Source organism: Micromonospora sp. WMMD1102 (genome assembly GCF_029626265.1).
Taxonomy (GTDB): domain Bacteria; phylum Actinomycetota; class Actinomycetes; order Mycobacteriales; family Micromonosporaceae; genus Plantactinospora.
The window spans coordinates 5,013,492-5,038,019 of record NZ_JARUBN010000001.1 but is presented as its reverse complement, the minus strand read 5'-3'; the positions used below and the strand labels follow the sequence as shown (position 1 = coordinate 5,038,019).

The window sequence follows — 24,528 nt, the reverse complement described above, 5'->3', positions numbered from 1 at the left end:
GCCATTGCGCGCGTCCAGTCGTTGTCCAGTCGTGCTTGGCACCGTTACTCCGGAACCGACGCCGCATCGATGAGCTTGCCTGCTCTGCGCGGCCACAGTGGAGGGGGTCTCTTGGTGAAAGCCAGATTCTTACGAGGCATCGCCGTGGCGGCGCTGGCGGTGGTGGTGGCCTTGCCCGGTACGGCGACGCCGGTGCAGGCGGTCGTCGGCGTCGACAAAATCAAAAAGGTGGGCCAGATGGCCTTCAGCCTGTTCCTGGACGCCCGCGGCGGCGAGCTGACCGAGCAGCAGCTCTTCCAGGCGCTACAGGAGTTCGTCGGGGCGGTCAACGAGGCCGAGGACGCGATCCTCTCCCACCTGGACGCGGTCGCCGCGGCCCCGTGGGTCGGTGCCGCCGAGCACGCGATCCTGGAGGTGCCGTCGCTGCCGCTGCTCAACGAGGACGCCCTGCAGGACTACGCCCTGGAGGTGGCCCTGCACGCCCGCCAGGCGAAGAGCGTCTTCGACGCCGTCCAGTCGACGGCCGAGGCCGACCACCTCGGCTTCGCCATCTACTCGCTCTATTCGGTCGGGCTGGAGGCGCGGATCGCGGCCGGGCTCGGCACGTCCACCTACATGCCGAACTACCGGGCGGCGATGCAGGCGATCGTCGACCGGCTCAAGCCGAGGTGTACGTCCCGGGAAGGCGACATGGACTGGCATCCGTCGATCTATCACGTAGTGCACGAGTGTTCGACCCCGCACGGGACCCGGACCTACCAGGACTACAAGGTCGGCGGCGACTGGCAGCAGGGACCGTGGACCCCGGCGACGCTCGAGGCGGCGGCCGGGGCCGGTACGAGCTGGGAAGTGGCCAGGGAGGCGCTGCAACGGATGACCGAGGGAGGAGTCTGACGGTGGGAACCAGGCTGAAGAAGGCGGCGACCCGGGGACTGGTCGCCACGGTGGTGGCCACCGGACTGGCGGTGCCGGCCGCGCCCCGCCCGGCGCAGGCGGTCGACCCGGGGACGATCATCCAGGTGGCACAGTTCGCCTATGCCGCGTACTCGCTCTACAACGACTCCAAGGGCGGCGGGCTGACCCTGGAGAACGCCGTCACGCTGATGATCAGCGAGGTCCGCCGCTCGGAGCAGGCGATCAAGAACCACATGGACGCGCTCACCGTCGCCGAGGTACGCGGCTGCACCGAGCACGCCATGCTGGAGTTCGTCGAGAGTCCTGACTTCCCGCTGAGTCTCAAGCAGCGGTTCGCGCAGGACGCCACCGCCTGCGTTACCGCGATAAACGTCCGCTACGACGTGGTCGGGCAGAACTTCAACTTCGAGGCCATGCGCGACCTCGGCGTACTGCTCAGCACCCTGGGACCGGTCGCGTTGGCGGCACGGGCGCAGGCCAGACTCCAGACCACGCAACTGGAGCAGTACCTGATCGCCGCCTTCACCAAGATGCAGGCCACCTTCCAGGTCTTCTGCCACGAGTACTTCGACCGGTTCCACCTGCCGATCCCGAACGAGGAGGAGGTGTGGCAGGTCTATCCCGAGCTGTACATCCCGGGCTACTTCCAGTGCGTGGAGCATGCCGGTGGGCCGATGGCGGGCCGGCATGAGTACGCGCTGTGGCGGTGGGGGAACTTCGCCGGGTATCGCGATCCGGCCAACCCCAGCCAGATGTTGAACTATTACCCGCACTATCCGGCGCTGCGCGAGGAACTCTCCCGGAGGTCGCTGTCCGGGATCCTCGCGGCGGCCCTGGCGGAACTCCGGTCCTGACCGGACGACCCGGAGCCGGCGACGGGCCTCCCACACATCACCCCGGGAGGCCCGTCGAGCGGGCCGTCGAACTGCCACCTCGGCAACGATCGACACCCACGCCGGGACCTGCCGACGGCCAGATCAGCCCGGATAGCGCCCGTCCGGCGAGATCACGCAGGACGACACGACGAGCAGGGCCACCGCGTCCGGCGGTTGGGTACTGGTCAGCGAGAGGCTGAAGCCGGCCGCGGGGTCCCGGCCGGCCAGACTCACTTTCACCCCGTCAGGTAACTCCCGGTACTCGGTGATCTCGATGGCCCTTGCCTGCCAGTCCTCCCGGAGTTGCCGGAAGGTGGCCCGGTGTCGGCCGGGCGGCAACGGGACCTGCCAGCTCCCCGACACCTGGTAGCGGCCGTCGTCGGCCAGGTCACCGCCCGGATCGTCGCAGGGCACGGGTCCGAGTCGGGTCGCGTCCGGCAGCGTCGCGAAGGTGGCCACGCTCCCGGCCGCGTATGCGCCGGTGCTGGCGCGCAGGGTCGGTAGTGCGATGTGCGTCGGTCCGGTGCTGCGTTTCGCCTCGCCACCACAGCCGATGGTGGCTATGACGAGCGCGGCCATCGTCGCCGCCATCGGGCGACGACCGATGCCGGCCTTCGCCATCATTCCGCCGGATCCATCACCACTCCAGTAACCGTTGCGCTCTGCCGCATCAGACGGGTCAGCCCGGATATTTTCCGTCGGGCGAACGGACGCACGGGGACACAATGATCAGGGCTATCCACACCCTGTCCCCGGAGGTGGCCCAGGAGAACTGGAAACCGTCCGTGGGTCGGACGAGGTCCAGTTCGGCGCCGGCGCCGTCGGGCAGTATCCGGAAGTTCTTGAGTTCGTATCCCTGTGCGATCCACTCGTCGCGGAGTCGCTCCAGCACCTCGGCGTGCTGATCCACGGGAAGGGTCACATGGCTGAAGCCGGAGACGTGGAACACCGCATCGTCACGGTATCCGTCGCAGGGTGCCGGTCCGACCGTTGGGGCCGGATCCGCGCGACCCGCACCGATCGCTTCACTCGCGGCGGCGAGATGCGTGCGAGTAGCCGACTCGACATCCGCCCGTGACAGGATTCGCACCGTCGGGTCCTCCCGGTCGTCGGGGTTGGCGCAGGCGGCGATCAACACGAGCGCTGTGCAGCCTGCGGCAACCGCCGTTCGTACCCTCATCGTGGCGCCTGCCCGTGATCGAGGCTTACCCGGCTGTGTAACTCCCGGGCCGCCTGATGGTTTCCGGCTCCGCATCGGCCAACTCCCGATCCAGGCCCGCGTGCGACTCCGCCGCCGTGCCGGCCTTCGCCTCCAGCAGTGCCGGGTCCACCCGTACTTCCGTAGCCATCGACACCCCTCCCCGTGTCGCAGAGTAGCAAAACAAAGACACTTGGTACCCGGGCAAGGTCAGATAGGTGTTTGTACCGATCCAGCCGGCGGAACCGACCGTGCCACCGGACCGGGCCGGACAGGGGTCATGCGCGTAGCGCCGTATCGGCGGCGCGGACCTCATGCAGCAGCGGCTGGCCCGCGACGAAGCGACCGACCTCGTCCGCTACCAGCCGACCGACGCGGCGCCGCTCGAGTCCGATACTGCCGGCGATGTGTGGGGTGAGCACCACGTTGGGCAGCGTGTAGAGCGGCGAGCCCGGTTCGGGTGGCTCGGGATGGGTCACGTCGAGGAGCGCGAACACGTCCGGGCGCCGGTGCAGGACCCGGATCAGCGCGGGTTCGTCCAGCACCGCACCGCGGGCGGTGTTGATGATCGTGGCACCCTCGGGCATCGAGGCGAGCAGTTCCTCGGTGACCAGCCCCGAGGTCTGTGGCAGCGACGGCGTGTGCACGGTGATCACGTCGGCGCGGTGGAACAGCTCGTCGATTCCCACGAGCTCGACGCCGAGACCGGCCGCACTCGCGGCGTCCACGTACGGGTCGGCGGCGAGCACCCGCACGTCGAGTGTGCACAGCCGCTGGGCCACCAGGCGGCCGATCAGGCCGAGTGACAGTATCCCGACCGTCGAGCCGAGCGTGCCGGGCGCCGCCGGCTGGGCTGGGAACCGGCCGAGCCGGCGTACCGCGCGTTCGAAGCGGTGGGCGTGCTTGAGCGCCAGCGTCACCTGCGCGAATGTGAACTCGGCGACCGGCACCGCGTTGGCGGCGGCGGCCGACACGAGCTGGATGCCGGTGGCCCAGAAATCGTCGGTGACGATCGGCCGCACCGATCCACCGCCGTAGAAGACCGCACGGAGCCTGGTCGCGTGGGAGAGCAGAGTGCGGTCCAGGCGGGGGCCGCCCCAACCGGTGACGAGCAGCTCGACGTCGGCCAGTAGCGCCGGTCGCGTGCCGACCTGCTCGACAGTCGCGTCCGGGCCGGCCCAGCGGACCAGGCGGTCCAGGCGGGCACGTTCCTCCGGTCCGTACACGTCGTCGACCAGGTCGCGCGGCATGACCAGCAGGGCCGACGGACGGTGCGCCGCGTCGGCGAGCACCGGGGACGAGGCTCGGGCTGATGGGGACAACGCACAGCTCCTTCGTGATCGGCCTCGCTGGGTGGGGAGAGACCCGGGTAGTACCGACGCGGGTCATCGCCGGCGTGCCGGCAGCACGGTTCGGTGCGCCGCCCCAGGTGTGGACGGCGCACCAACCCTCGTGCTTCGCGCAGAAACAGTCCCGGGCGCGCTCGGCCGGATGCGTGCGCGCTAACAGGACCGGGCGACAGTGATGTTCTCGAAGGTGCTCTGCGTGGATGCGTAGAGCCCGACGCCGCCGCTGCGGATGACGGTGTCGCGAGCCGCCAGGATCTGGACACCGTTCAGCGTCACGGTGATGCGGTCGCCGTGAATCGCCGCACCCAGTCGAACGGGACCTGTCAACGGGTTGCTGATCGGTGCCGAGCCCACCCCGACCGGACCCGACGCGTGAGCCTCGCGGATGATATTCGCGTACCGGGTTCCTTCGCTCGTCTTGCCGATGTGGATCCGGTAGCCATACGAGTCACTGGTGTCTCGCAGCGAGATTCCCGCGTTGCCGACGGAGCCGTTGATCGTGACCGTGGTCTCCGCGACGAAGTCGCACGCCTCGGAGAAGCGCGCCGGCAGTGTCGAGTCGGCCAGCACGTGCGCCCGGCCACCGGAGGGAGGCGTGAGCTGCAACTGATCCGAGGCGACGGAGACGGACCCGGTTATCGCTCGCCAGTTGGCCTGATCGATCCCTTCCCTGATCACGATGTTGTCGAAGGTCGCGGCCCGCCGATGCGTGAAGGCGGCGGCACCACCCGTCGGTAGCTGTGAGTCGTCCGCGGAGATCGACGTGTCGCCGACCTTGGCGCTCAGATGTCTCCCGATCGCGGAAACGACCAGCTTGTGCGGGATGTTGGCGCCGTCGGGCAGTGCGGTCTCCGCGAGAATCATGGTCTCCCCGTCGTATATCTTCACGAGCTGCAAAGTCGCGTCCGACGAGGAGTTGAGTACGTTGGCCCGGTAGTAGTTCCGGGCATCGTGGTAGCGGAACGCGAGACCGGTCCGGGCCGTCGTCTGGCCGCGTGTCCCAGGAACGATGTCCGCGGCCATGACCACGTCGTCCGGTACGTCGTGCAGCGCCGCGAACGACATCATGTCCGCGGTCGAGTTCTGTGCCAACTGGGTGTCCGGAGCGGCGCCGGTCAGCGCCCAGCTGCCCTGCACCGGCGTCCAGCCGTCGAAGGATCCGTTGAAGTCGTGGACGGTGCGGTCCAGGCTGGCATCGGCGAACTCGTCGTTGAGCACAGGTGTCGGGGCGAACGACGCCTGGACCGACACGGTGACGAGGTCGCCGGTGCGGGTGAACGCGGTCGGGGTGTTGTTCACCGTCACCGCGCTGACGTTCGGCGCGTGGACGGAGAGCGTGCCGGTGAACGGGTCGCCGAGCGAGATCCGGGCGGTCGCGCCGCTCAGTTCCACACTGACGTCGGAAACCGGCGCGGACGCGGCGACCACGGTGGCACCCTGGTCGACCAGGGACGACCCGCGGGTCAGCGCGTACCGGGTGAGCCCGCCGCCCGAAGCACGCTCGAGGTAGGCGGTCTCGGCGTTGGTCGTGGCGGTCCCGAACGCCCTCGACGAGGGATTCGCCTCCCGCGAGAGGTAGAAGCGTCCGGTCGCGTTCGGCAGGCCGATCTGCATCGCGGTCGCCACGGAGTGCGCCACCCCGGACATGGCGATGCGGGTCGCCGTCACAGTGGGCGCCGCGCCGGCCGGGCCGGGAACCACCACCGTGTCCAGTCCCGTCGACCCGGTGGTGCGCCAGTCGTACGACAGGTAGTCGACGTCCGTGCGTACCTGCTCGCCGACCCGCACGGCGCCGTCGTCGTGCACGCTGGGGGTGAGCGCGGTGCCGGCCGGGGCCACCGGGACGAGCCGCACGCCGGCAACCGGTGCGGCTCCGGGCACGGTGTCGAAGCCGACCGTGGCGACCTTCGTGGTCGGGTTGACGGTGACCGGATCACCGGGGAAGTGCCAGAGCTGCCGGTAGTCGTGCGCGGCAGTGGCGCCGGTGAGGTCGTCGGAGACGATCCAGTAGCCGGGCTTGACGAAGTAGACGGCGCGATCGTGCACGATCGGCCGGTAGCCCTCCGTCGTACCGCGGTAGATGTCGAGGCCCGCGTTCGAGCGCCACAGCGACGACTTGCGGGGGACGCCGGCGGTCTGCGCGTCTCCGTCGACCTCGATGGTGTTGTGCGCCGCGGTGGTGCGGCGCATCCAGTCGTTCGTCGGAGTCGCGCTGTAGTCCCCGACTCCGGAGTCGACGATCAGCGGACGCCCGTACGCCGCCATCACCAGGCTGAGGTCGTCCGGATGCCGGTGCGAGGCGGTGTAGCTGGAATTCTGGTTGTTGATCAGCATGTACCGGGCGTCGGCGTCCCACCCGGAACGCTGCACCGCGAAGCTGATCGGAAAGACCGTGGACGGCAGCGTCGGGGTGGTTCCCTGCGTTCGGCCGGAGGCGACCCAGGTGAAGTCGGGCCAGGAGTTGCGTGCACCGGTTCTGCCGATCGCGGACGCACCGGCATCGGCGTTCGGCGAGTCGCCCACCATCGCGACCTCGAGGTTCGGCTGACGGGTCGCGAACAGCGAATCCGCGATCCAGTCCGACGTCTGGGCGAGCGATTCGGGCAGGGTCCGCCCGTTGGCATCCGCCAGTCTGATGACGGTGTTGAGCAGATCCGCCACGTACGCCTGATAGTTGAACGCCGGCTCGCGGTACACACCGTCGCCCTTCACGTGCGCGCGCAGGAACCGCTCCAACGAGCGCACCCCGAACCACTCCCAGCCGGGCGATGCCGAGAACTCGGGCAGGAACACGGCCGCCGCGTAGACCGAGCGGGCCATGGACACGTACCAGTTGTTCCCGACGTGTACCTGCATCACGCCGACGAGGTACTTCGTCGTGAAGTGCACACCGGACAGGTACGCCACGAGGTCGCTCGCGTCGATGCCCGGGTCGGTCCGGAACACCGCGAACGCACTGACCAGCTGCGCGAGCCGCTTGGCGCCCGACAGGTTGCGGTTCTGTGGCCAGCTCTGGTTGTCGGCGAAGAAGTCGAGCGAGATGTCCATCCACGCCGACGCGTACGACGCACGCTTCGCCGGGTCACTCTCGAACGCGTAGGCGCTGACCAGTCTGGGCATGAACGCGAGGTCACTCATCAGGACCTGCGCGCCGCCCGGGGTGGTCTGCGTCCCACCCCAGGCGTCCTGCCAGTCGACGTCGATCCGCTGCTGGGCGTCGTCGTAGAAGTCGCGGGTCTCCGCGCCGAACCGGAAGATCCCCGCCGCGAGCTCGTCGGCGGTCGCGTCGCCGCCGCCCGCGTCCGCGCTCGGAGGGAGGTACTCGACGTCGGTGCGGCCCGCGTAGAACGCCTTGAGCTCGGCCGCGGCGCCCGCTTCGTCACCGGCGGTGAGCTCTGCCGCCACCGCGGCGAGTTCCGGGCGCGTCAGGTCGAGCAGTTCGCCGCGATCCGACATGTCGGCCGCGGCGGCCCTGCCCGGCGACAGGACCGTCGCCACCAGCGCCAGCACGAGCGCCGCAGCGGCACCCGCACGGGTCCGGCGATGCGTGTACCAGGGAAGATAGCTTCGTCTCACTATGATCTTCTCCCTTACCCGTGAGTGTTGGCTGAGTCCTTCGACCGCGCCCGGGAGCGCCGAAAACAGTCCGCGGAGTTCGCGGCCCGGCTGGTGTTGCTCGACTCGGGTGAGTGGACTGCACGGCTCGGCGGCCGAACCGGACGGGTACGCCGGACCGGCCGCCGTGTCCGGCTCGTCAGCGACCCGCCTGCTCCTCGTACTCCGCCTTGATCTTGTCGCCGACCCGGTCCATGAACTGCTTGATGGCCGGCTGCCACGCCGAGACGGGTTTGTTGCCCAGCTGGATCTCCAGCAGGACCGCGTCCAGTTCCTGCTGCTCGCTGGCCGCCTTGCTGGCGGCGGTCTCCGAGTACAGCCCGAGGGTCGGGTCCGGGACGGCCAGCGGGACTCCGGCGACCTGGTGGTCGTACTGGTCCTGCACGGCCTGGCGGTTACCGGGCTCGTAGACGACGGGCGATGCCTCGGCGAGGTACCGCACGGGCAGGAGTGTCTGGCTGCGCCCGCCCTCGGTGAGGGTCGGGTCGGAGCCGTTGCGGTTGAACGTCTGGCCCTCGACGCCGTACCGCAGGGCCGTGTACTCGCTGCTGCCGAAGGGTGCGCACAACCAGTCGAGGACCTTGAGGATCTGCTTGACCCGGTCGACGTCGTCGGTCTTGGCGATGGCGGTGAAGCTGGACAGCGTCGGACCGGGCGTGCGTACCTGCGTCCCCGTGCCGTCCCGGGTGGGCGAGAGCATGCCGGTCAGGCGGAAGCCGGGCACATCCTTGGCCTGGCCGTAGAACTTGCCCCACCCGGCGTACAGGCCGATGGTGAACGCGGTCGTGCCGGCCAGCATCCACTGGTTGCGCTTGGTGTTGGGCGCGCCCGCCTGGTCGGGATGTACCACCCCGGACTTCACCAACTCGACGGCGTCCGCAAGGGCCTGCGCGAACTGCGGTGTGGTGCCGCTGTGGGTGAAGACGCCGTCCTTGGCCTGCCAGGCGCCGACGCCACCGGGCCAGTTGCCGGTGATCCCGTTCATCTCGAGGATCGTGTTGAACGGGATCTGCCCGAACGCCCAGCGGCCGGCCCGCTCGTCGGTCAACGCGGCCGCCATCTGTTTGAACTCGTCCCACGACCTGGGTTGGAGGCTCAGTCCGGCCTTGGCCAGCAGGTCGGCCCTGGTGTACAGCACGGTGCCGATCCGTGCCCGCGGCACCGGAATGCCCCAGATCCGCTGGTCGTAGACGGTGCTGCGCCAGGCATCGGTGGGCAGGCCGGCGAGGTTCGGGTAGGCGAGGACCGCGTCCCCGGACAGGTGCTCGGTCAGGTCGGTGAAGGTCGCGTTCAGCATGGCCGGCATCTGTTGGACGACGCCCTGGATCGCGACCATGTCCGGCAGGTCGCCGCCGGCGATGGTGGTGGCGACCCTGCTCTTGTAGTCCGCCGACGCGACGTACGTGATCTTCAGTTCGGTGCCGAGTCTGTCGTTGAGGTTCTGCCAGTAGGGGTTCGAGCCGAGCGCGGGCGCGATCGGGTCGTACGTGTACGTCAGCGCCGTGACGGCCTTGCCCCGCACCGGCTGCGACGCGGCGCTGGAGGCGGTCGGGTAGCTGAAGTATCCCGGGGACACTCCGGCCGGTTCGGCCGCCAGGTCGGGCGTGGCCGAGGTTACGGGCTTGTAGGTGGGCAGCTCGACCGGCCCGGTCGAGCCGTTCGACGAGCTCGACCCGCCGTCGCCGCACGCCCCGAGCACCGGGGCGAGCCCCGCTGCCGCGCCGAGTGCCAGGACGCGACGGCGGCTGAAGGTGCGTGCCATGACGTTTCCTTCCACATTGTGTGGACGACCGGTCAACCCTTGACGGCGCCGACCATCAGTCCCTTGGCGAAGTGCTTCTGAATGAACGGATAGATGAGCAGGATGGGCAGGATGGAGATGACGAGGATTGCCATCTGGACCGAGATCTGCGGTGGCAGGTTCTCCAGGCTGGAGCTGAGCTGGTCGGACCCGATCGGGGTGTCGTTGACGACGTAGGTGCGCAGCACCAGTTGCAGCGGCCACTTCTCCGGCGACTGCAGGTACAACATCGCGGAGAAGAACGCGTTCCAGTACGCCACCGCGTAGAACAGTCCGATCACCGAAACGACCGCCTTCGACAGCGGCAGCACGATCCGCAGCAGGATGCGCAACTCCCCGGCGCCGTCCATATAGGCGCTCTCCACCAGCTCGCCGGGGATTTCCAGGAAGAACGCGCGCATGACGATGACGTTGAACGCGTTCACCAGCACCGGCAGGATCAGTGCCAGATAGTTGTCCAGTAGGCCCAGCTGCTTGACCGTGAGGTACATCGGGATGATGCCCGGGTTGAACAGCAGGGTGAACACCGTCATCAGCAGGATCGGCTTGTGCAGCAACGAAGCCGGCCGCGACAGCGCGTACGCCAGAGCGATCGTGGCGACGAGGCTGAGTGCCGTGCCGACCGCGGTGACGGCGGCGCTCACCACCAGAGCCCGGGTGACGATTCCGCCGGACAGGACGGCCTGGTAGGCGTCCAGCGTCGGTTCGCGGGTCCACAGCACGAAGCCGCCCGCCGTGCCGATCTCCTCCGGGGAGGCGATGCTGGTCATCAGCACGGCCCAGAACGGAACCACCACCGCCAGGCAGCCGAGGCCGAGCACGAGTCCCCGCGCGCCGATCCCCAGCCTGCTGGGCTCGCCCATCCAGACCGGGCGCTGGTCACGGCCCGAGCGTGGCCGCGGCGGCCCCGCGCCGTCGGCGGGGCGCGGCTCGGACACCACGGGCGCCACAGGTCCGCTCGTCACTTGGTGTACACCCCCTGCTCGCCCAGCGCGTGGGCCGCCCGGTTCGCGCCGAGCACGAGCGCGACACCGACAATGCCTTTGATCAGCCCCACGGCGGCCGCGGTGCCCCAGTCCCCGCCGACGATCCCGTGGTTGTAGACGTATGTGTCGAGCACCTCGCTGGCACCCGCACCGACCTGGGCCTGCTGCAGGATGATCTGCTCGAACCCGACGGACAGCGAGTCACCGAGCCGCAGGATCAGCAGCAGGACGATCACCGAGCGGATGGACGGCAGGGTCACGTGCCACAGGCGGCGGACCGCCGAGGCGCCGTCCACCACCGCGGCCTCCATCTGCGCCGGATCCACTCTGGACAGCGCGGCGAGGAAGATGATCGTCGACCAGCCGGTGTCCTTCCAGATCACCTGTGATGTGATCATGAGTTTGAACAGCTCGGGCACGCCGACGATGTGGAATGTCGACAGGTCGGCCGAGCGCAGCCAGCCGTTGAGCATCCCGCCGTTGCCGAACATCTGCTGGAACAGGGCGACCACGATCACCCAGGACAGGAAGTGCGGCAGGTAGAGGATCGACTGGGTGAGGCGTTTGAGTCGTTCGCTGATCGTCGCGTTCAGGATCAACGCGAGGCAGATCGGCAGCGGGAACACGAAGACGACCTGGATCAGCGTGATGATCAGCGTGTTGACCAGCGCGTTGAGGAACACCGGGTCGCCGGTGAGCACGGGCTCGAAGTTGTCCAGCCCGACGTACGGGCTGTGCCAGATCCCCAGGAACGGCTGGAAGTCCTGGAACGCGATGATGTTCCCGCCGAGCGGCAGATAGTGGAACAGCAGCAGCGCCGTGACCCCGGGAAGCGCGAGCAGCAGCAGGATCCGGTCGCGCCGCCATCGGTTGCGCAGGCTATGCATCGTCGCTCTCCGCCGGAGTACCCAAGCCGACGGGTCGGCCCGCGACGCAGGCCAGCACCGCCGCCCGCAGCGCGTCGTCGGCGTTCGCCGCGACCCTCCTGCTCCGGGCGACCGCGGGCGCCGGATCGGTGGCGATGTCGGTGACCGCCGCGACCACCGTCGCCGCGGCGCCATGGTCGAGCTCGATCACCAGGTCCGGGGCACCGAGGTCGGCGAACATCTGGGACTTGGTCGTCTCGGTCGGCTGGCGGAGGTAGACGGTCGGGATCGCGTGTCGCGCGGCCAGGATCGGCGAATGGCACTCCATGCTGACCACCAGCGACGAGACGGCGTAGACGCCGGTCGCCTCCTCCAGCGGCCAGTACCGGTCCAGGAGCCGGACCTGCTTGAGCGTCTCTGGACTGAGCAGGTTGGGAAGGTGCTCCTGCGCCAGTTCGACGGCGTAGCTCATCTCGGGCACCACGACGGCCGGCAGGCCGCTGACGCGTACCCAGGTCTCGATCGCCGCCGCCAGCACCGCCAGGTCGTGCGTCACGGTCGCCCGGTTGACCGCGTCGCGCCGCATCTGCTCGCGGGTCGGATCCGTGCCGTAGATCTTCGCGTAGGGGCTGTATCGCAGCCGCGGGACGAAGCAGGCGAACCGATTAGGTTGCAGGTCGAGATCCTCCAGCAGGCGGGCGGCCGCGACGGCGTCGGTATGGTCGAACGCGAACGTGCCATCCGGCCCGAAGGCGAGGTCGGGCCCGGTTATCTTCTGGCTGCGCAGGGTCGCGAGGGTCAACGTTTCGCGGCAGTAGAGGAAGTCGGCGGCGTCGAAGCGGTCCTTGACGTCGTCGTCGAAATAGGACGGTGGCAGCTGATCGACCATCCGGGCCAGCTCCGGCAACGTCGCCACGGTCGGTGGGCACAGCGGATCGACGGTGATCCCGAAGTACCCGTACGGGCGGCCCACGTGCCGGCGCCACCAGTCGATCTCGGTGCTCTGGAAGGCGTCGGCACCCGATCCGTGCATCAGGACGTCCGCGCCGTCGATGGCGGCGGCCAACTCCGGGGTGCTCGGCCCGTCGTCGTCGAGAGTGCCGTCGACGACGCGCAGATCGGGCAACGCGTGTCGCAGCATGGCCCGCTCGCGCTCCTCCAGCCGCACCGGCCAGAGGACGACCTCGACCTCGGGGGCGAACCGCTGGAACGCCCGCACGACACCAGGGGAGTGCGCCACGTCGCCGATGTTCACCGTCGCCCAGGACGATCGCAGGAGGACGGTGTGACGGGTCGATGTCATGCATGCTCCTTCGGTGACGTATCGTTAATTCAACGTAGGCTTGGTTAGACGTTACGTCAAGATCCAAGGAGGCTTGTTACGTGGCAACGCAACGTGACGTCGCACGAGCTGCCGGAGTGTCGCTAGCGGTGGTGTCGGCGGTGGTCAACGGCACGAGCCACACCCGGATGAGGGAATCCACCCGCAGCCGGGTGCTCCGGGCGATGCAGCAACTGGGCTACCAGCCGAACCACGCGGCGCGTTCGCTTCGACTCAACCAGACCGGCATGATCGCGATGATCCTCGACAAGCTCGACAACCCGGTCTACGGTCCCCTGCGGCAGGGCGTCTACGAGGCGGCGGCGGAGCACGGCGCGACGGTCCTGCTGGGCGATGCCGAGTCGATGCGCTCCGGCAGCCAGTTCCTGACCCGACTACTCAGCCAGGGCACGGTCGACGGCATCCTGATCCGCGGCGAAGGGCTGCTGGACGACGACGTGATGGCCGAACTCCGCTCCCACCCGAAGCCGATCCTCATCCTGGAACACGCACCGGACCATCCCTGGATCGACATCGACGATCGCCGCGCAGGCGAGATCGCGACCCGGTTCCTGGTCAACCTCAACCACCGCCACATCGTCTTCGTCGGGGGATCGGGATACATCTCCCAGCAGCGCTACCTGGGTTACCGGCAGGCGATGGACTCCGCCGGCCTGGCACCGGCCGCACACCTGGCCACCGGGTTCGGCGAGCAGGCCGGCGCCGACGGGCTGCGGCGGGCCATGCAGGCGGCAACCGCACCCACCGCGATCGTGGTCAACAACATCATGAGCGCGGTCGGGGTCCTGGCCGCCGCACACGACCTCGGCATCGCCATCCCCGACCAGCTGTCGGTGATCGGCATCCACGACGTCGACCTGGTGCAACACCTGCGCCCGGCCCTGACCGCGGTCCGGATGCCCATGTACCAACTCGGCTGGGCCGGCGTGGAGGCGCTCTACGACCTGATCGCAGGACGGCCGGGCACGCCCGGTCTGATCACCGACCCCGAGCCCGAGCTGGTGATCAGAGACTCGGCGACTGCCCTGAACCCGCCGGGCAGCTGAACCCCGCTGCCGTTGGTGCGCAGCACAGCGCAGCGGCGGTCCTGCTGTCGGCAGGCGGTGACCTGGTGCACCGGGAAAGCCTTGTCGGCTCACCACCGCTCGTCGCGGAATACGCCTCGGCGGCGGCCATGGCGGAGAGTTGACTTCAACCGTGGTTGAGGTGGTGGACTCGGGCGATGCTCCCGAACGGACCGCGGGTCGTCGTCACCGGCGCGGGCCGGGGCACCGGCCGTACCCTGGCACTGGCGTTCGCCGAGCGCGGCGCGCACGTCGTGGTCTCGGCCCGGGACCCGGCGGCGGCCGGACGCACGGCGGACCTGATCCGCCTCGGCGGGGCCGGCACCGCCGAGGCGCACGGTTGCGACCTGGCCGACCCCGCTTCGGTACGCGGCTTCGCGGCGGCGCTGGCCGACCGGAACGACCGGATCGACGTGCTGGTCAACAACGGTGCCGGCTACCTGCCCGGGGTGGGACTGGACGACGCCTCCGACGAGGAGATCGTCGAGACCGTCGCCGGAACCGCGACCGGTACCCTGCTGCTCACCCGACACCTGTTGCCGCTGCTCCGCGCCTCGGACCGGCCCGACGTCGTCAACCTCGTCTCCGCCTGCGGGGAGGTCGGCCACCACCGTTCGGAGGCGCATCCGGCCTACTATGCCGCCAAGCACGCCCAGGCCGGGTTCGCCGGCATCCTGTCGCATCGGCTGCGCGCCGAGGGTGTCCGGGTGATCTCGCTCTATCCGCCGGACTTCGTGCAGGACGGGCCGCGCGAGCCCGGCGCACCGCTCACCGCGCGGTCGGTCGTGGAGTGCGTGCTGTTCGCGGTCGGACAGCCCCGGGACTGCTTCATCCGGGAGTTCCACTTCGAACAGGTACGGTCGCCGGGGCCGTAGCCTCGGCGTCCGGGTCAGGGTGCGTCCGGCCTCGGCTTCCGGGTCAGGGTGCGTCCGGCCTCGGCTTCCGGGTCAGGGTGCGTTCGGGCCAGCGGGCGGGGCCGGGGCGTAGAACCGGGTGGTGTTGGCGACCATCGCCGCCACCGCGTCCGGGTGCTCGCCGCCGGCCACCGTCGCCGCGCCCCACGCGTTGCTGCTCAGCGTCATGAACTCCCGGGCCTCCCGGGACTCTCCCCAGGCGTCCGGGTCCCCGATCATTGTGCCGCCCAGATAGAGACCGAGGCCGAGCAGCGACAGGTCCCAGCCGACGCCGACCGCGCCGGGGCCGTACTCGGTCCACCGCTGCGGGTCGATGACGGCGACGTGTTCGAGTTCGAGGGTGGTCCGGTCCGCCCCGTCGGCGGGGGAGAGCCGGATCTCGACCTCGCTGAACCCGCCCTCGACGGGCTCGCCGAAGATCCAGGTCAGCCGGAACATCCGGGGCGGTTCACAGCGGATGATCTCGCCACCGGCGTTCCCCTGGACCTGGTACCGGCCGCCCAGCTCGAAGTCGCCGCTGACCGGGGCGAACCACCGGGGCAGCCGTTCGGGGTTGGTGACCGCGTCCCAGAGGTCGTGCACGGAGGTGTCGTAGCTGCGGCGCAGCAGGACGGTACGCCCCTCGCCGGCCGGCGTCTCGGCCCGGCCGACCCTTCGGTGGATCGCGTTGATCTCGTCGACGATGTCCACCCGTACTCCTCACGCTGCTTCGACTGTCGAACGGGTGGCAGCGTATCAAGAGCAACTTATATAAGCGAACCATGTGTCATTTCGGCGTGGCTGCCGAGGCACCCCGACAACTCAGCCGGCGGGCGGATCCGGTGCAACCGCACCCGGAGGCGTTCGATGAGTAGCGGAACTCAGGTTCCAGGAGGATCGACCGGTGATGATGCTACGCGTGAACGAGCTGATCTTCCGGCCCCGAGTGCCTGCCGGTCTCGGCCGTCGGCGCCTGCCGGCACTGCTGGCCGGGTTGGGCGGTTGCCTGTTCCTCGTGGTGTGGACCTCTCCCCGCTACGCCAACGGGCTGCCGCCGTTCATCGACACGCCACGACACGGCGAGTTCCACGGCATCGGGTGGGCGTTCCTGGTGGTGCCGATCGCGGCTACCGTCGTCGGGCTCTGCGCACTGCGGTGGTGGCCGTACCTGCTGGTCGTCGCGGGTCTGCTGGCCGTACCCGACGTGCTGTCGGCCTCGGCGGGGCTGACCTTCCCACTCGCGGTCAGCGCCCTGGCCAAGGCCGGGTACCCGCTGGCGGTCCTGGGGGTGCTGGCGTGTGCCCAGAGCCTCGTCCGCGATTCGCCCGGCTGGGGTGCGGCGGTCACCGGCCTCTCCGTCGGCGCCCAACTGTTCGGCTCCGTCCTGGTCGGTGCGGGCTGGCTGATCTCGAACAGCGGCATTCCGGCCTGGCACGCCGCCCTGGTCGTCGTCGGGTTCGTCGGCGTGCTGCCGGTGGCCTGGCAGCACGGCCGGCACGGCGACGACGCCGCGACAGGGCTGGTCGACGTCGCCGACCGGTCGAGGCGCCGGGTCCGGCTGCTGCTGGCCGGCGCGCTGGTGGCCTGCCTGGCGATCCCGCTGTCCCTGCTGACCACCGAGCGACTGGCCGACCTGCTCGGGGTCAGCTTCACAGCCCTCTACATCCGCAGCTTCGTGGAGGTCGCCATCGTCGGGGCGATCACCCTGGTGGTCACGCTCGGCATCGCCGTCGTCGCCGGCCCGTGGTCGGTCGCCGCGGCACTGGTCGTGGCGACGACGCGGGTGGCCGTGGTGGCGCCGATGATCCTCGTGGTGACCGCGCTGGTCTTCGGTGGCCCGCTGGGATGGCTGTCCGCGCTGGCCGGGGTGGTGCTCGGCGCGGTCGCGGCCGGCAGTAGGTGGCGGGTACCGCTCGCCAGCGCGCTGACGGTGGTGGCCGCCATGGCGCTGTTCATCGCCTACGCCGCGACGTCCGGGCAGCCGGAGAAGCTGGCGGAGCAGCGGAGCACCATCCCCGCGTCGCTCATCCTGGTCGTGGTCGCCGCCGCGGCGACCGCTGTCGTCGGCGCCACCGCCCCGGTGCTGGCCCCCCGTGGTGCCCTTCCGGTCATGCTGGGTCCGGTGGCCGCCGTACTGGCCAGTGGCGGACTACAGACCATCGAGGCGACCTACCTGCGGAACGGTTCACCGGTCGGGTCCTACCTCAACTCGGTGTTCCACCTGAACACCTCGGCCGGGTTGCTGCTGATGGCGGGCGCGGCGATCGGCGGGCTCGGTTTCGCGCAACAGATCGCCACCCGGCGGGCTGAGCGGAAGCACGCGGAGCAGATCCGCCGGGACGCCGCCACCGCCGAGCGGGAACGGCTGGCCCGTTCCATCCACGACGGCGTGTTGCAGGTACTGGCGCTGGTCCAGCGGCACGGTTCCGATCTCGGCGGGCAGGGTCCGCAGCTCGCCACGCTCGCCGCCGAGCAGGAGACGGCGTTGCGCAGCCTGCTCACCGGGGCGACCGCTCCGCATCCGGACGGTGCTCTGGACCTGCGGACGGTCCTGGCGGCCCTGGCGTCCGCCACGGTCGAGATAGCGGCGCCGGCCGAACCCGTGCTGCTGCCGGCCCCCACCGCCATGGAGCTGACCGCGGCGGTGCAGGCCGCCCTGGACAACGTACGCCGGCACGCCGGCCCCGCCGCCCGCACCTGGGTGCTGCTGGAGGACGAGGGGGACACGGTGCGCGTCACCGTCCGCGACAACGGGATCGGATTCACCCCGGAGCGGCTGGCCGAGGCGGCCGGGGCAGGCCGGCTCGGCGTGGTCCAGTCGATCCGCGGCCGGATCACCGACCTCGGCGGCAGCACGACGATCCACAGCACTCCGGGCGAGGGCACCGAGGTCGAGTTCTCGGTACCCCGGCAACGGCCCGCCGGACGGTGAACGCCATCCGTCTGCCAGCGCACCCCGGAACGGCATCGAGTGGGCCGGCAGCGACGCGTGCACGGCATCGAGTGGGCCGGCAGCGACGCCCGTGACGTCCTGCGTTCGATCGAGTCAGTTGGCAGCGGCGCCGGGGGTGTCGACCGGAAGGGCCTCGGCCGGCTGCTCCGACGCCGCGCCGACCAGGTCGCAGCGGCGGGCGATGTCCAGCGCGTCGGCCAGCTCGCCGTGCCGGGCCAGCAGCATCGCGGCGCGGCCGGCGACCCGCCGGGTACTCTCGGCGTCCGGTGCGGCGGCGAGCACGGCGGCGAGCAGACCGGCGTCGTCGACCCGCTCGGCGAACCGCGCGAGGACGTCGACGGCCTGCCGGCGGCGGTCGGCGGGCACCGCTGCCAGCGCCGCCGGCAGGACGGTGCGGCCCTCGGCGTCGAGTGCCGGCAGCAGATCCTCGGCGTGTGAGCGGTAGCCCTCGGCCAGCACCCCGGTCACCAGGCGGGTGAACAGCTCACGATCCCGGGCCGGCAGTCCGGTGCGACCGGCCAGCCGGACCAGCACCAGATTCAGCCGCGCCTCGGTTCGGCCGCCGGCGGCCTGCCCGAACACCGGGTCGAGCGCGGTGGCGTCGCCCGCCTCGGCGAGCGCGGCGCCGAGCCCGGCGTCGACCAGCAGCGCCCACGAGTTGTTCCGGAGCCGGGCCCGCAGCCGGGGCACGTGCACGTCGACGATCTCGGCGCGCAGCGGCTCGTCGGCGAGCGCGTGCGCCAGCGGTACGACGCTCGCGACGACGGCGGCCAGCTCCTGCGGGATGACCCACGGGGTGGCCAGTACGTCCAGCACGGCGCGCAGCCGCTCCGGGGTCGCCACGTCCGGCCGGTCGTCGAGCCGGCGCAGCACATCCAGGGCGAGCGGGGCCGGCCCGTACCCCGAGACGCGGCAGTCCCGCATCCGGTGCAGCACGGCGAGCGCGTCGTCGACCCGTTCCAGGGCCAGCAGCAGCCGGGCGAACCGGTGCTGGTAGACCATCTGCGCGTCGCGTTCGCGCCCGCCCTTCGGGCACTTGCGGAAGGCGGCCACGAGTGCCCTGGCCCGCGCCGGGGAAAGGCCGCCCGGCATCGCCAGGGTCAGCAGCGCGCGCTGCTGCTGAATCGGACCGAGCCGGGTCGCCAGGGTCAGCGCGTCGTCGAACCGGTCCGCCGCGACGAAAGCGGCCACGAGCCGCTCGCCGTCGGCCTCCCGGACGGTGCCGCAACGCCGCTCGACCTCGGCCAGTCCGACTGGCCCGCACCGGGCGGCCGCCACGGCCAGGCAGGGCCGGTCGTCCTCGTCCAGCATGGCCGACCAGCGGTCGAGCGGGGCGGGCTTCCCGGCGTACGCCTCGGCGAGCGCCGCGAGGACCTCCGAGATCCGCGCGGCCCGGCTGTGGGCCCGGGTCCGGTCCTCGTTCGGCAGGATCACGAGTACGGCCCGGAGCAGTGCCGCCTCCGCATCGGGTTCGCCGACCACGAGCGGGGCGAGCGCCGCGGCGACCGAGCCCTCGGGGCCGGCGAACCCGCTGTGGAACCACCGGTACGGGTGCTCGCCGTCGAGTGCGGCGGCCACGAACCGCAGCGCCTGCTCACGGCTCAGGATCCGGGCTGCCGCCTCGGCGAACTCCCTCGGCAGCCAGCCGTCCAGGCAGCCGAACAACTCCCCGGCGGCACCGGCCCGGTCGCCGCCGTCGAACCGGGCGACCGCCCAACCGATCCGCTCGGCCGGATCCACCTTGCACTCCGGAGGTTCCGTGTCGACCTGGCCAGCCGCGGACCGGGAAAGTGCGGACCGGGCAAGGTCGGCAAGGTCGGTGGCGATGGTCCCGGCGACTGGCACCGGGCGACGATACCCAAGCCGGGATACCCGCACGGTCGGCGGAGTGCGGGACCCTCGACATCGCCGGCCGAGGGCCCTGCTCGGGTCCGCGTACCCGAATCTACTGGGTCAGCTCGGCCACCTGCTCGGCGGTCAGCCGGCCCCGCGACCCGTCCGGCTCGGGCGCCGGCAGCGTGCCCCGGGCGGCCCGGGGGTCCGCCGCCACGGCCGGCGGGTCGGCCGGCCGGCGCCAGTGCCAGTCGGTCACCTCCTGGTACGCGGCCACCACCGACAACAACCGCTCCTCCCCGTACGGCAGGCCGCCGAGGATGGTGCCGATCGGTACCCCGGCCGGGCTGAACCCGATCGGGAAGCCGATCTCCGGCAGGCCGAGGATGTCGAACGGCACCGGTCCGGTCTGCACCACCACGTCACAGGCGTCGAAGACCTGGTCGAGTACCCGTTCCAGGAAGAGCAGCTTGGCCCGCTGTCCGGTGAGGAACTCGTTGCCGCCGAGCAGCGCCCCCTGTAGCCAGCTGGTCACCGAGACCCCGAAACCGCGCAGGTCGGTGCGGAGGTACGGCATGAACGGCTCGCTGCGCTCCGGCAGCCGGATGTTGTTGAAGCTGCCGCCGGAGAGCAGGTTCCAGTCCTCCGGCAGCGGCACGTCGACAAGGGTCGCGCCGGCGAGCTTCGCCAGCTCGGCCAGGAACGCCTGCCGGGCCAGTGCGGTAGCCGAGGTGCCGGTGGCGTAGTTGGGGAGTACCCCGATCCGGGTCTTCCAGCGCAGCTTGACCCGCCGGCCGGCGTACACCGGGGTGGCCGCCTCGATCAGCCGGGGGACCGGTGGCAGGCCCTGGCTGCGCGGGTCGGCGGGGTCCTCGCCGGCCATCGCGGTGAGCATGATCGCGGCGTCCCGGGCGTCCCGGGCCAGCGGTCCGGGGTGGTCCCGGGTGTAGCTGAGCGGGATGATCCCGGTCAACGGAACCCGGCCCATGGTCGGCTTGAGCCCGGTCAGGTTCTGCGCGTTCGACGGCGCGGTGATCGAGCCGCCGGTCTGGGTGCCGGTGCCGGCGGTGGCCAGCCGGCCGGCGACCGCGGTGGCGGTGCCGGTGGACGAGCCGCCCGGGTCGGTGCCCGGGTCGGTCGGCGTCCAGGCGTTGACCGTGGTGACGATCCCGGCCGGGGTGGTGGCCCGGGTGGTGGCCAGCGGACCCATCTGGGTCTTGCCGAGCACGATCGCCCCGTTCGCCCTGAGCCGGGCCACCGCCGTGGCGTCGGACGGCGGCACGAAGTCCCGGAAGAGGTAGGAGTTGGCGGTGGTCGGCACCCCGGCGGTGTAGTAGTTGTCCTTGATCGCCAGCGGGATGCCGTGCAGCGCACCGGAGTGCCGTTCCCGCCCGGCGGCTCGGGCGGCGGCCAGCGCCGCGTCCGCGAGTACCAGGTTGAACGCCTGGTACGTCTCCTCGTACGCCACGATCCGCGCCAGGTACGCCTCGACCAGCTCGGCAGGGCTGAGCCGGCGGGCCCGGATCAGCCAGGCCGCCTCGGCGACGGTCAGCTCGGTCGGGTCGGCCAGCGCCTCGGACCGGGGCCGCCGGTACGCCTCCGGCCGGTCCAGCGCCGGATTCGGCCGGCCGGGACCGCCGCCGTGCCCGGCCGGCCCGGTGCCGCCGGGGGTCGGGGTCCACGGGGTCTGCGCGGCGGCCACCGCGGGCAGTGCGACGGCGCCGCCGGCCGCTCCGGCGGCGGCCAGCGCGGCGGCCCGGGCCAGGAAGGCCCGGCGGTCGACGGTCCGGTCCTGGGGCACGGTCCGGTCCTGGGGTACGGAGTCCATCGTTCTCACCGCCGCCACTGCGTGCTGATCGAGGGGTAGAGCATCGGGGCGGCCTGCTGGGAGAGCGCCCTGGCCAGCTCCGGGTCGGTACCGGCCGGCGCCGGCAGCTGGTACGCGGCCAGCTCGGCCACGGTGCCCCGGACGAACGAGCGCAGCGAGGCGAGTACCGAGTCCCGGCCTGGGGAGCCGGTCTCCGGGTCGGCGGCGGTGCCGGGTGGCAGCTGGTCGAGGTCGATGCCCAGGCTGGCCAGCCGGGCCCGGATCATGGTGTCGAGTTCGGCGTCGGTGGGCGGGGTCGGTGCCATGGCGCTCCTCGCGACGGTCGGAATCCACGGGATCTTGATCAACTGCACTGCGCCCCGACTGTCCGGCCGGACGGTGTCGGCGGAATAACGACAAGATCACGTCGCGGTGAACTGGCGGGCGGCGGCGTAGACTTTCCGTCTGGGCGCCGCTGGCCGCCCGCCTACGGACCCGGACCGACCCCGGCCGGGAGCACGACGCTGGCGCGGCGGGAGTAGGCTCGGCGCCGCGCGGTCGCTGACGCCCGCCACGACGTCCCGGTGTGACGACCCGCCGGTCACCCAGTAGCCGCGTGACGTTGGTCAAGACTTCGGCATCCCGAGGGTCCGGCGGGCCGATCCGAGAGAGAGACTAGCCTGATGGCCGTGACACGCCGCGCGAAGATCGTCTGCACCCTTGGTCCCGCGACCGCCTCACCGGAGCGCATCCGCGGACTCGTCGAGGCGGGCATGGACGTAGCCCGGCTCAACTTCAGCCACGGCAGCCATGCCGACCACGAGCAGGTCTACCACCTGGTCCGGGAGGCTGCCCGGACCACCGGTCGGGCCGTCGCCGTCCTCGCCGACCTCCAGGGTCCCAAGATCCGGCTCGGCCGGTTCGCCGACGGGCCGCACGAGTGGCGCACCGGCGACTCGGTCGTGATCACCGGGGACGCGATCGTCGGCACCCGGGAGCGGGTCTCCTGCACCTACGACAAGCTGCCCTACGAGGTGAAGCCGGGTGACCGGCTGCTGATCGACGACGGCCGGGTCGCGGTCGAGGTCAGCGAGGTGGACGGCAACGACATCCGGGTGCTGGTCACCGAGGGTGGCGCCGTCTCCAACAACAAGGGCGTCTCGCTGCCCAACGTGGCGGTCAGCGTGCCGGCGATGTCGGACAAGGACACCGAGGACCTGCGCTTCGCGCTCGGGCTCGGCGTCGACATGGTGGCGATGTCCTTCGTCCGCTCGCCCGAGGACATCAAGCTGGCGCACCACATCATGCACGAGGTCGGGGTGCACCGGCCGGTGATGGCGAAGGTGGAGAAGCCCGAGGCGGTGACCCACCTGGAGTCGATCGTCAACGCCTTCGACGGGATCATGGTGGCCCGTGGCGACCTCGGCGTCGAGCTGCCGCTCGACCAGGTGCCGCTGGTGCAGAAGCGGGCCGTGCAGCTCTGCCGGGAGAACGCCAAGCCGGTCATCGTGGCCACCCAGATGCTCGACTCCATGATCGAGAACTCCCGGCCGACCCGCGCCGAGGCGTCCGACGTGGCCAACGCGGTGCTGGACGGCGCGGACGCGGTGATGCTCTCCGGCGAGACAAGCGTCGGCAAATATCCGGTGCTCACGGTCAGCACGATGGCGAAGATCGTCACGACCACCGAGTCCGGCTCGATCGGGGTGCCCCGGCTCCAGCACGACCCGCGTACCCACGGCGGGGCGCTCACCGTCGCCGCCTCGCAGATCGCCAAGGCGATCGGCGCCAAGGCGCTCGTCGCGTTCTCGCAGACCGGTGACACCGTACGCCGGCTCTCCCGGTTGCACTGCGACCTGCCGCTGCTCGCCTTCACCCCGGTCCCGGAGGTGCGCGACCAGCTCGCCCTCTCCTGGGGCGTGCAGACCTTCCTGATGCCCTTCGTGCAGCACACCGACGACATGTTCCGGCAGGTCGACCAGGCGCTGATCGGGCTCAGCCACGCCAACCCGGGCGACTACGTGGTGATCGTCGCCGGTACCCCGTCCGGCACTCCCGGCTCCACGAACACGCTGCGGGTGCACCAGCTCGGCTCGCTCGTCGACCCGGCGGTCGGCCGGTCCGGGCAGTGAGCCTGGATCCCACCGGCGAGACGCTCGTCGGGCAGGCGGCGGTCGACCTCCTGCTGGAGGTGCTCGACCTCCGCCAGCTCGACGAGCACACCTTCCGGGGGATGAGCCCGCCGGTCGGCCCGCAACGGGTGTACGGCGGCCAGGTCGCCGGTCAGGCTCTGGTCGCCGCCGGCCGGACGGTCGACCCGACCCGGTTCGTGCACTCCCTGCACGGCTACTTCGTCCGGCCCGGCGACCCGGCGGAGCCGATCGAATACCAGGTGGAGAACGTTCGGGACGGCCGCTCCTTCTCGGTACGCCGTTCCGTCGCGCTCCAGCACGACAAGCCGATCTTCTTCATGTCGGCCTCCTTCCACCGCGAGGAGAAGGGGCTCGACCACCACGCCCCGGTGCCGGCCGACGTGCCGGCGCCGGAGACCCTGCCGACCATGTCCGACCGGCTGGCCCGCTACCCGGAACGGCTCGGCATCTGGGCGATGATCCCGCGACCGATCGACGTCCGCTACGTCGGCGAGCCCGGCTGGGTACGCCCCGGCGACCGGCCCGCCGACCCACACCAGCGGGTCTGGATGCGAATCGACGGCAAGCTGCCGGACGACCCGCTGCTGCACGCCTGCGCCCTCACCTTCGCCTCCGACATGACCCTGCTCGACTCGGTCCTCTCGGTGCACGGCGAGGTGTGGGGGCCCGGCGGCCTGGTCGGGGCCAGCCTCGACCACGCGCTCTGGTTCCACCGCCGGTTCCGGGCCGACGAGTGGTTCCTCTACGACTGCTGGAGCCCCTCCGCGTCCGGCGGGCGGGGGCTGGCCACCGGCCGGATGTTCACCGTCGACGGCCGGCAGATCGCCAGCGCGGTGCAGGAAGGGCTGCTCCGCCGGGTCGGGGCCTGACCGGGCCGG

Annotated in this window: 20 protein-coding genes; 7 read left to right on the top strand and 13 right to left on the bottom strand. The window is 70.9% G+C overall.

Going from position 1 to position 24,528, the window contains the following annotated elements:
* Window positions 1-114 precede the first annotated feature (114 nt).
* Both O7626_RS22555 and O7626_RS22550 read left to right on the top strand, forming a co-directional pair.
* Window positions 115-894: a hypothetical protein gene (locus O7626_RS22555; RefSeq protein WP_278063103.1), complete on the top strand. Its 780-nt coding sequence runs from the start codon at window positions 115-117 to the stop codon at window positions 892-894.
* Window positions 895-896: 2 nt separating this feature from the next.
* Entirely contained in the window at window positions 897-1,769 is an 873-nt protein-coding gene (locus O7626_RS22550) for a hypothetical protein (RefSeq protein ID WP_278063102.1), read from the top strand.
* A gap of 123 nt (window positions 1,770-1,892) precedes the next feature.
* On the opposite strand, the gene O7626_RS22545 is transcribed toward O7626_RS22550, so the two are convergent.
* The 9 genes from O7626_RS22545 to O7626_RS22505 all read right to left on the bottom strand — a co-directional run bounded on the left by O7626_RS22545 (window position 1,893) and on the right by O7626_RS22505 (window position 12,908).
* Complete coding sequence (locus O7626_RS22545; protein WP_278063101.1) at window positions 1,893-2,414, bottom strand: hypothetical protein; 522 nt, start codon at window positions 2,412-2,414, stop codon at window positions 1,893-1,895.
* A gap of 55 nt (window positions 2,415-2,469) precedes the next feature.
* Window positions 2,470-2,928 carry a hypothetical protein gene (locus tag O7626_RS22540; protein WP_278063100.1) on the bottom strand — a complete coding sequence of 153 codons (459 nt, stop codon included), beginning with the start codon at window positions 2,926-2,928 and terminating at the stop codon, window positions 2,470-2,472.
* Between the two features lie 67 nt (window positions 2,929-2,995).
* Window positions 2,996-3,139, bottom strand: a complete 144-nt coding sequence (locus O7626_RS22535) for a hypothetical protein (RefSeq protein WP_278063099.1) — start codon at window positions 3,137-3,139, stop codon at window positions 2,996-2,998.
* A 127-nt stretch (window positions 3,140-3,266) separates the two neighbouring features.
* Window positions 3,267-4,310: a hydroxyacid dehydrogenase gene (locus O7626_RS22530; protein ID WP_278063098.1), complete on the bottom strand. Its 1,044-nt coding sequence runs from the start codon at window positions 4,308-4,310 to the stop codon at window positions 3,267-3,269.
* A gap of 180 nt (window positions 4,311-4,490) precedes the next feature.
* The gene (locus O7626_RS22525; protein ID WP_278063097.1) at window positions 4,491-7,913 is read right to left on the bottom strand and encodes an alginate lyase family protein; all 3,423 of its coding nucleotides are present in this window, start codon (window positions 7,911-7,913) and stop codon (window positions 4,491-4,493) included.
* A 178-nt stretch (window positions 7,914-8,091) separates the two neighbouring features.
* A complete protein-coding gene (locus O7626_RS22520; protein ID WP_278063096.1) occupies window positions 8,092-9,714 on the bottom strand; it encodes an extracellular solute-binding protein in 1,623 nt (540 codons plus the stop codon).
* A gap of 32 nt (window positions 9,715-9,746) precedes the next feature.
* On the bottom strand, window positions 9,747-10,703 hold the full coding sequence (locus O7626_RS22515) for a carbohydrate ABC transporter permease (protein WP_278063095.1): 957 nt from the start codon (window positions 10,701-10,703) through the stop codon (window positions 9,747-9,749).
* Window positions 10,704-10,714: 11 nt separating this feature from the next.
* A complete protein-coding gene (locus tag O7626_RS22510) occupies window positions 10,715-11,626 on the bottom strand; it encodes an ABC transporter permease subunit (protein WP_278063094.1) in 912 nt (303 codons plus the stop codon).
* Entirely contained in the window at window positions 11,619-12,908 is a 1,290-nt protein-coding gene (locus O7626_RS22505; RefSeq protein WP_278063093.1) for a polysaccharide pyruvyl transferase family protein, read from the bottom strand. The genes O7626_RS22510 and O7626_RS22505 overlap by 8 nt, the downstream gene beginning before the upstream one ends.
* Window positions 12,909-12,988: 80 nt before the next feature.
* Here O7626_RS22505 and O7626_RS22500 point away from each other — a divergent pair, with 80 nt between their 5' ends.
* Both O7626_RS22500 and O7626_RS22495 read left to right on the top strand, forming a co-directional pair.
* A complete protein-coding gene (locus tag O7626_RS22500) occupies window positions 12,989-13,993 on the top strand; it encodes a LacI family DNA-binding transcriptional regulator (protein ID WP_278063092.1) in 1,005 nt (334 codons plus the stop codon).
* A 176-nt stretch (window positions 13,994-14,169) separates the two neighbouring features.
* Window positions 14,170-14,886 carry an SDR family oxidoreductase gene (locus O7626_RS22495; protein WP_278063091.1) on the top strand — a complete coding sequence of 239 codons (717 nt, stop codon included), beginning with the start codon at window positions 14,170-14,172 and terminating at the stop codon, window positions 14,884-14,886.
* A gap of 72 nt (window positions 14,887-14,958) precedes the next feature.
* On the opposite strand, the gene O7626_RS22490 is transcribed toward O7626_RS22495, so the two are convergent.
* Window positions 14,959-15,615 (bottom strand): SRPBCC family protein, encoded by a 657-nt coding sequence (locus O7626_RS22490; RefSeq protein WP_278063090.1) that lies wholly within the window; start codon window positions 15,613-15,615, stop codon window positions 14,959-14,961.
* Between the two features lie 196 nt (window positions 15,616-15,811).
* Between O7626_RS22490 and O7626_RS22485 the strand changes: the two genes are divergently transcribed.
* On the top strand, window positions 15,812-17,836 hold the full coding sequence (locus O7626_RS22485) for an ATP-binding protein (protein WP_278066264.1): 2,025 nt from the start codon (window positions 15,812-15,814) through the stop codon (window positions 17,834-17,836).
* A 114-nt stretch (window positions 17,837-17,950) separates the two neighbouring features.
* Here O7626_RS22485 and O7626_RS22480 read toward each other — a convergent pair whose 3' ends face one another.
* From O7626_RS22480 to O7626_RS22470, 3 genes are all read right to left on the bottom strand, one after another.
* On the bottom strand, window positions 17,951-19,702 hold the full coding sequence (locus O7626_RS22480) for a hypothetical protein (RefSeq protein WP_278063089.1): 1,752 nt from the start codon (window positions 19,700-19,702) through the stop codon (window positions 17,951-17,953).
* A 100-nt stretch (window positions 19,703-19,802) separates the two neighbouring features.
* A complete protein-coding gene (locus O7626_RS22475) occupies window positions 19,803-21,518 on the bottom strand; it encodes an amidase (protein ID WP_278063088.1) in 1,716 nt (571 codons plus the stop codon).
* 5 nt (window positions 21,519-21,523) lie between these two features.
* Window positions 21,524-21,823 (bottom strand): hypothetical protein, encoded by a 300-nt coding sequence (locus tag O7626_RS22470; RefSeq protein WP_278063087.1) that lies wholly within the window; start codon window positions 21,821-21,823, stop codon window positions 21,524-21,526.
* A gap of 357 nt (window positions 21,824-22,180) precedes the next feature.
* Here O7626_RS22470 and pyk point away from each other — a divergent pair, with 357 nt between their 5' ends.
* A complete protein-coding gene (gene pyk, locus O7626_RS22465; protein ID WP_278063086.1) occupies window positions 22,181-23,629 on the top strand; it encodes a pyruvate kinase in 1,449 nt (482 codons plus the stop codon).
* A 2-nt stretch (window positions 23,630-23,631) separates the two neighbouring features.
* Window positions 23,632-24,519, top strand: coding sequence for an acyl-CoA thioesterase II (locus O7626_RS22460; RefSeq protein ID WP_278066263.1), 888 nt, complete (start codon window positions 23,632-23,634; stop codon window positions 24,517-24,519).
* Window positions 24,520-24,528 lie beyond the last annotated feature (9 nt).

What these genes read in the sequence shown, in the direction of transcription:
- O7626_RS22545 (WP_278063101.1), bottom strand. Translation starts at nt 2,414, where the DNA reads ATGATGGCGAAGGCCGGCATCGGTCGTCGCCCGATGGCGGCGACGATG.
- O7626_RS22535 (WP_278063099.1), bottom strand. Translation starts at nt 3,139, where the DNA reads ATGGCTACGGAAGTACGGGTGGACCCGGCACTGCTGGAGGCGAAGGCC.
- O7626_RS22520 (WP_278063096.1), bottom strand. Translation starts at nt 9,714, where the DNA reads ATGGCACGCACCTTCAGCCGCCGTCGCGTCCTGGCACTCGGCGCGGCA.
- O7626_RS22510 (WP_278063094.1), bottom strand. Translation starts at nt 11,626, where the DNA reads ATGCATAGCCTGCGCAACCGATGGCGGCGCGACCGGATCCTGCTGCTG.
- O7626_RS22505 (WP_278063093.1), bottom strand. Translation starts at nt 12,908, where the DNA reads ATGACATCGACCCGTCACACCGTCCTCCTGCGATCGTCCTGGGCGACG.
- O7626_RS22495 (WP_278063091.1), top strand. Translation starts at nt 14,170, where the DNA reads ATGCTCCCGAACGGACCGCGGGTCGTCGTCACCGGCGCGGGCCGGGGC.
- O7626_RS22485 (WP_278066264.1), top strand. Translation starts at nt 15,812, where the DNA reads ATGATGCTACGCGTGAACGAGCTGATCTTCCGGCCCCGAGTGCCTGCC.
- O7626_RS22475 (WP_278063088.1), bottom strand. Translation starts at nt 21,518, where the DNA reads ATGGACTCCGTACCCCAGGACCGGACCGTGCCCCAGGACCGGACCGTC.
- O7626_RS22470 (WP_278063087.1), bottom strand. Translation starts at nt 21,823, where the DNA reads ATGGCACCGACCCCGCCCACCGACGCCGAACTCGACACCATGATCCGG.
- pyk (WP_278063086.1), top strand. Translation starts at nt 22,181, where the DNA reads ATGGCCGTGACACGCCGCGCGAAGATCGTCTGCACCCTTGGTCCCGCG.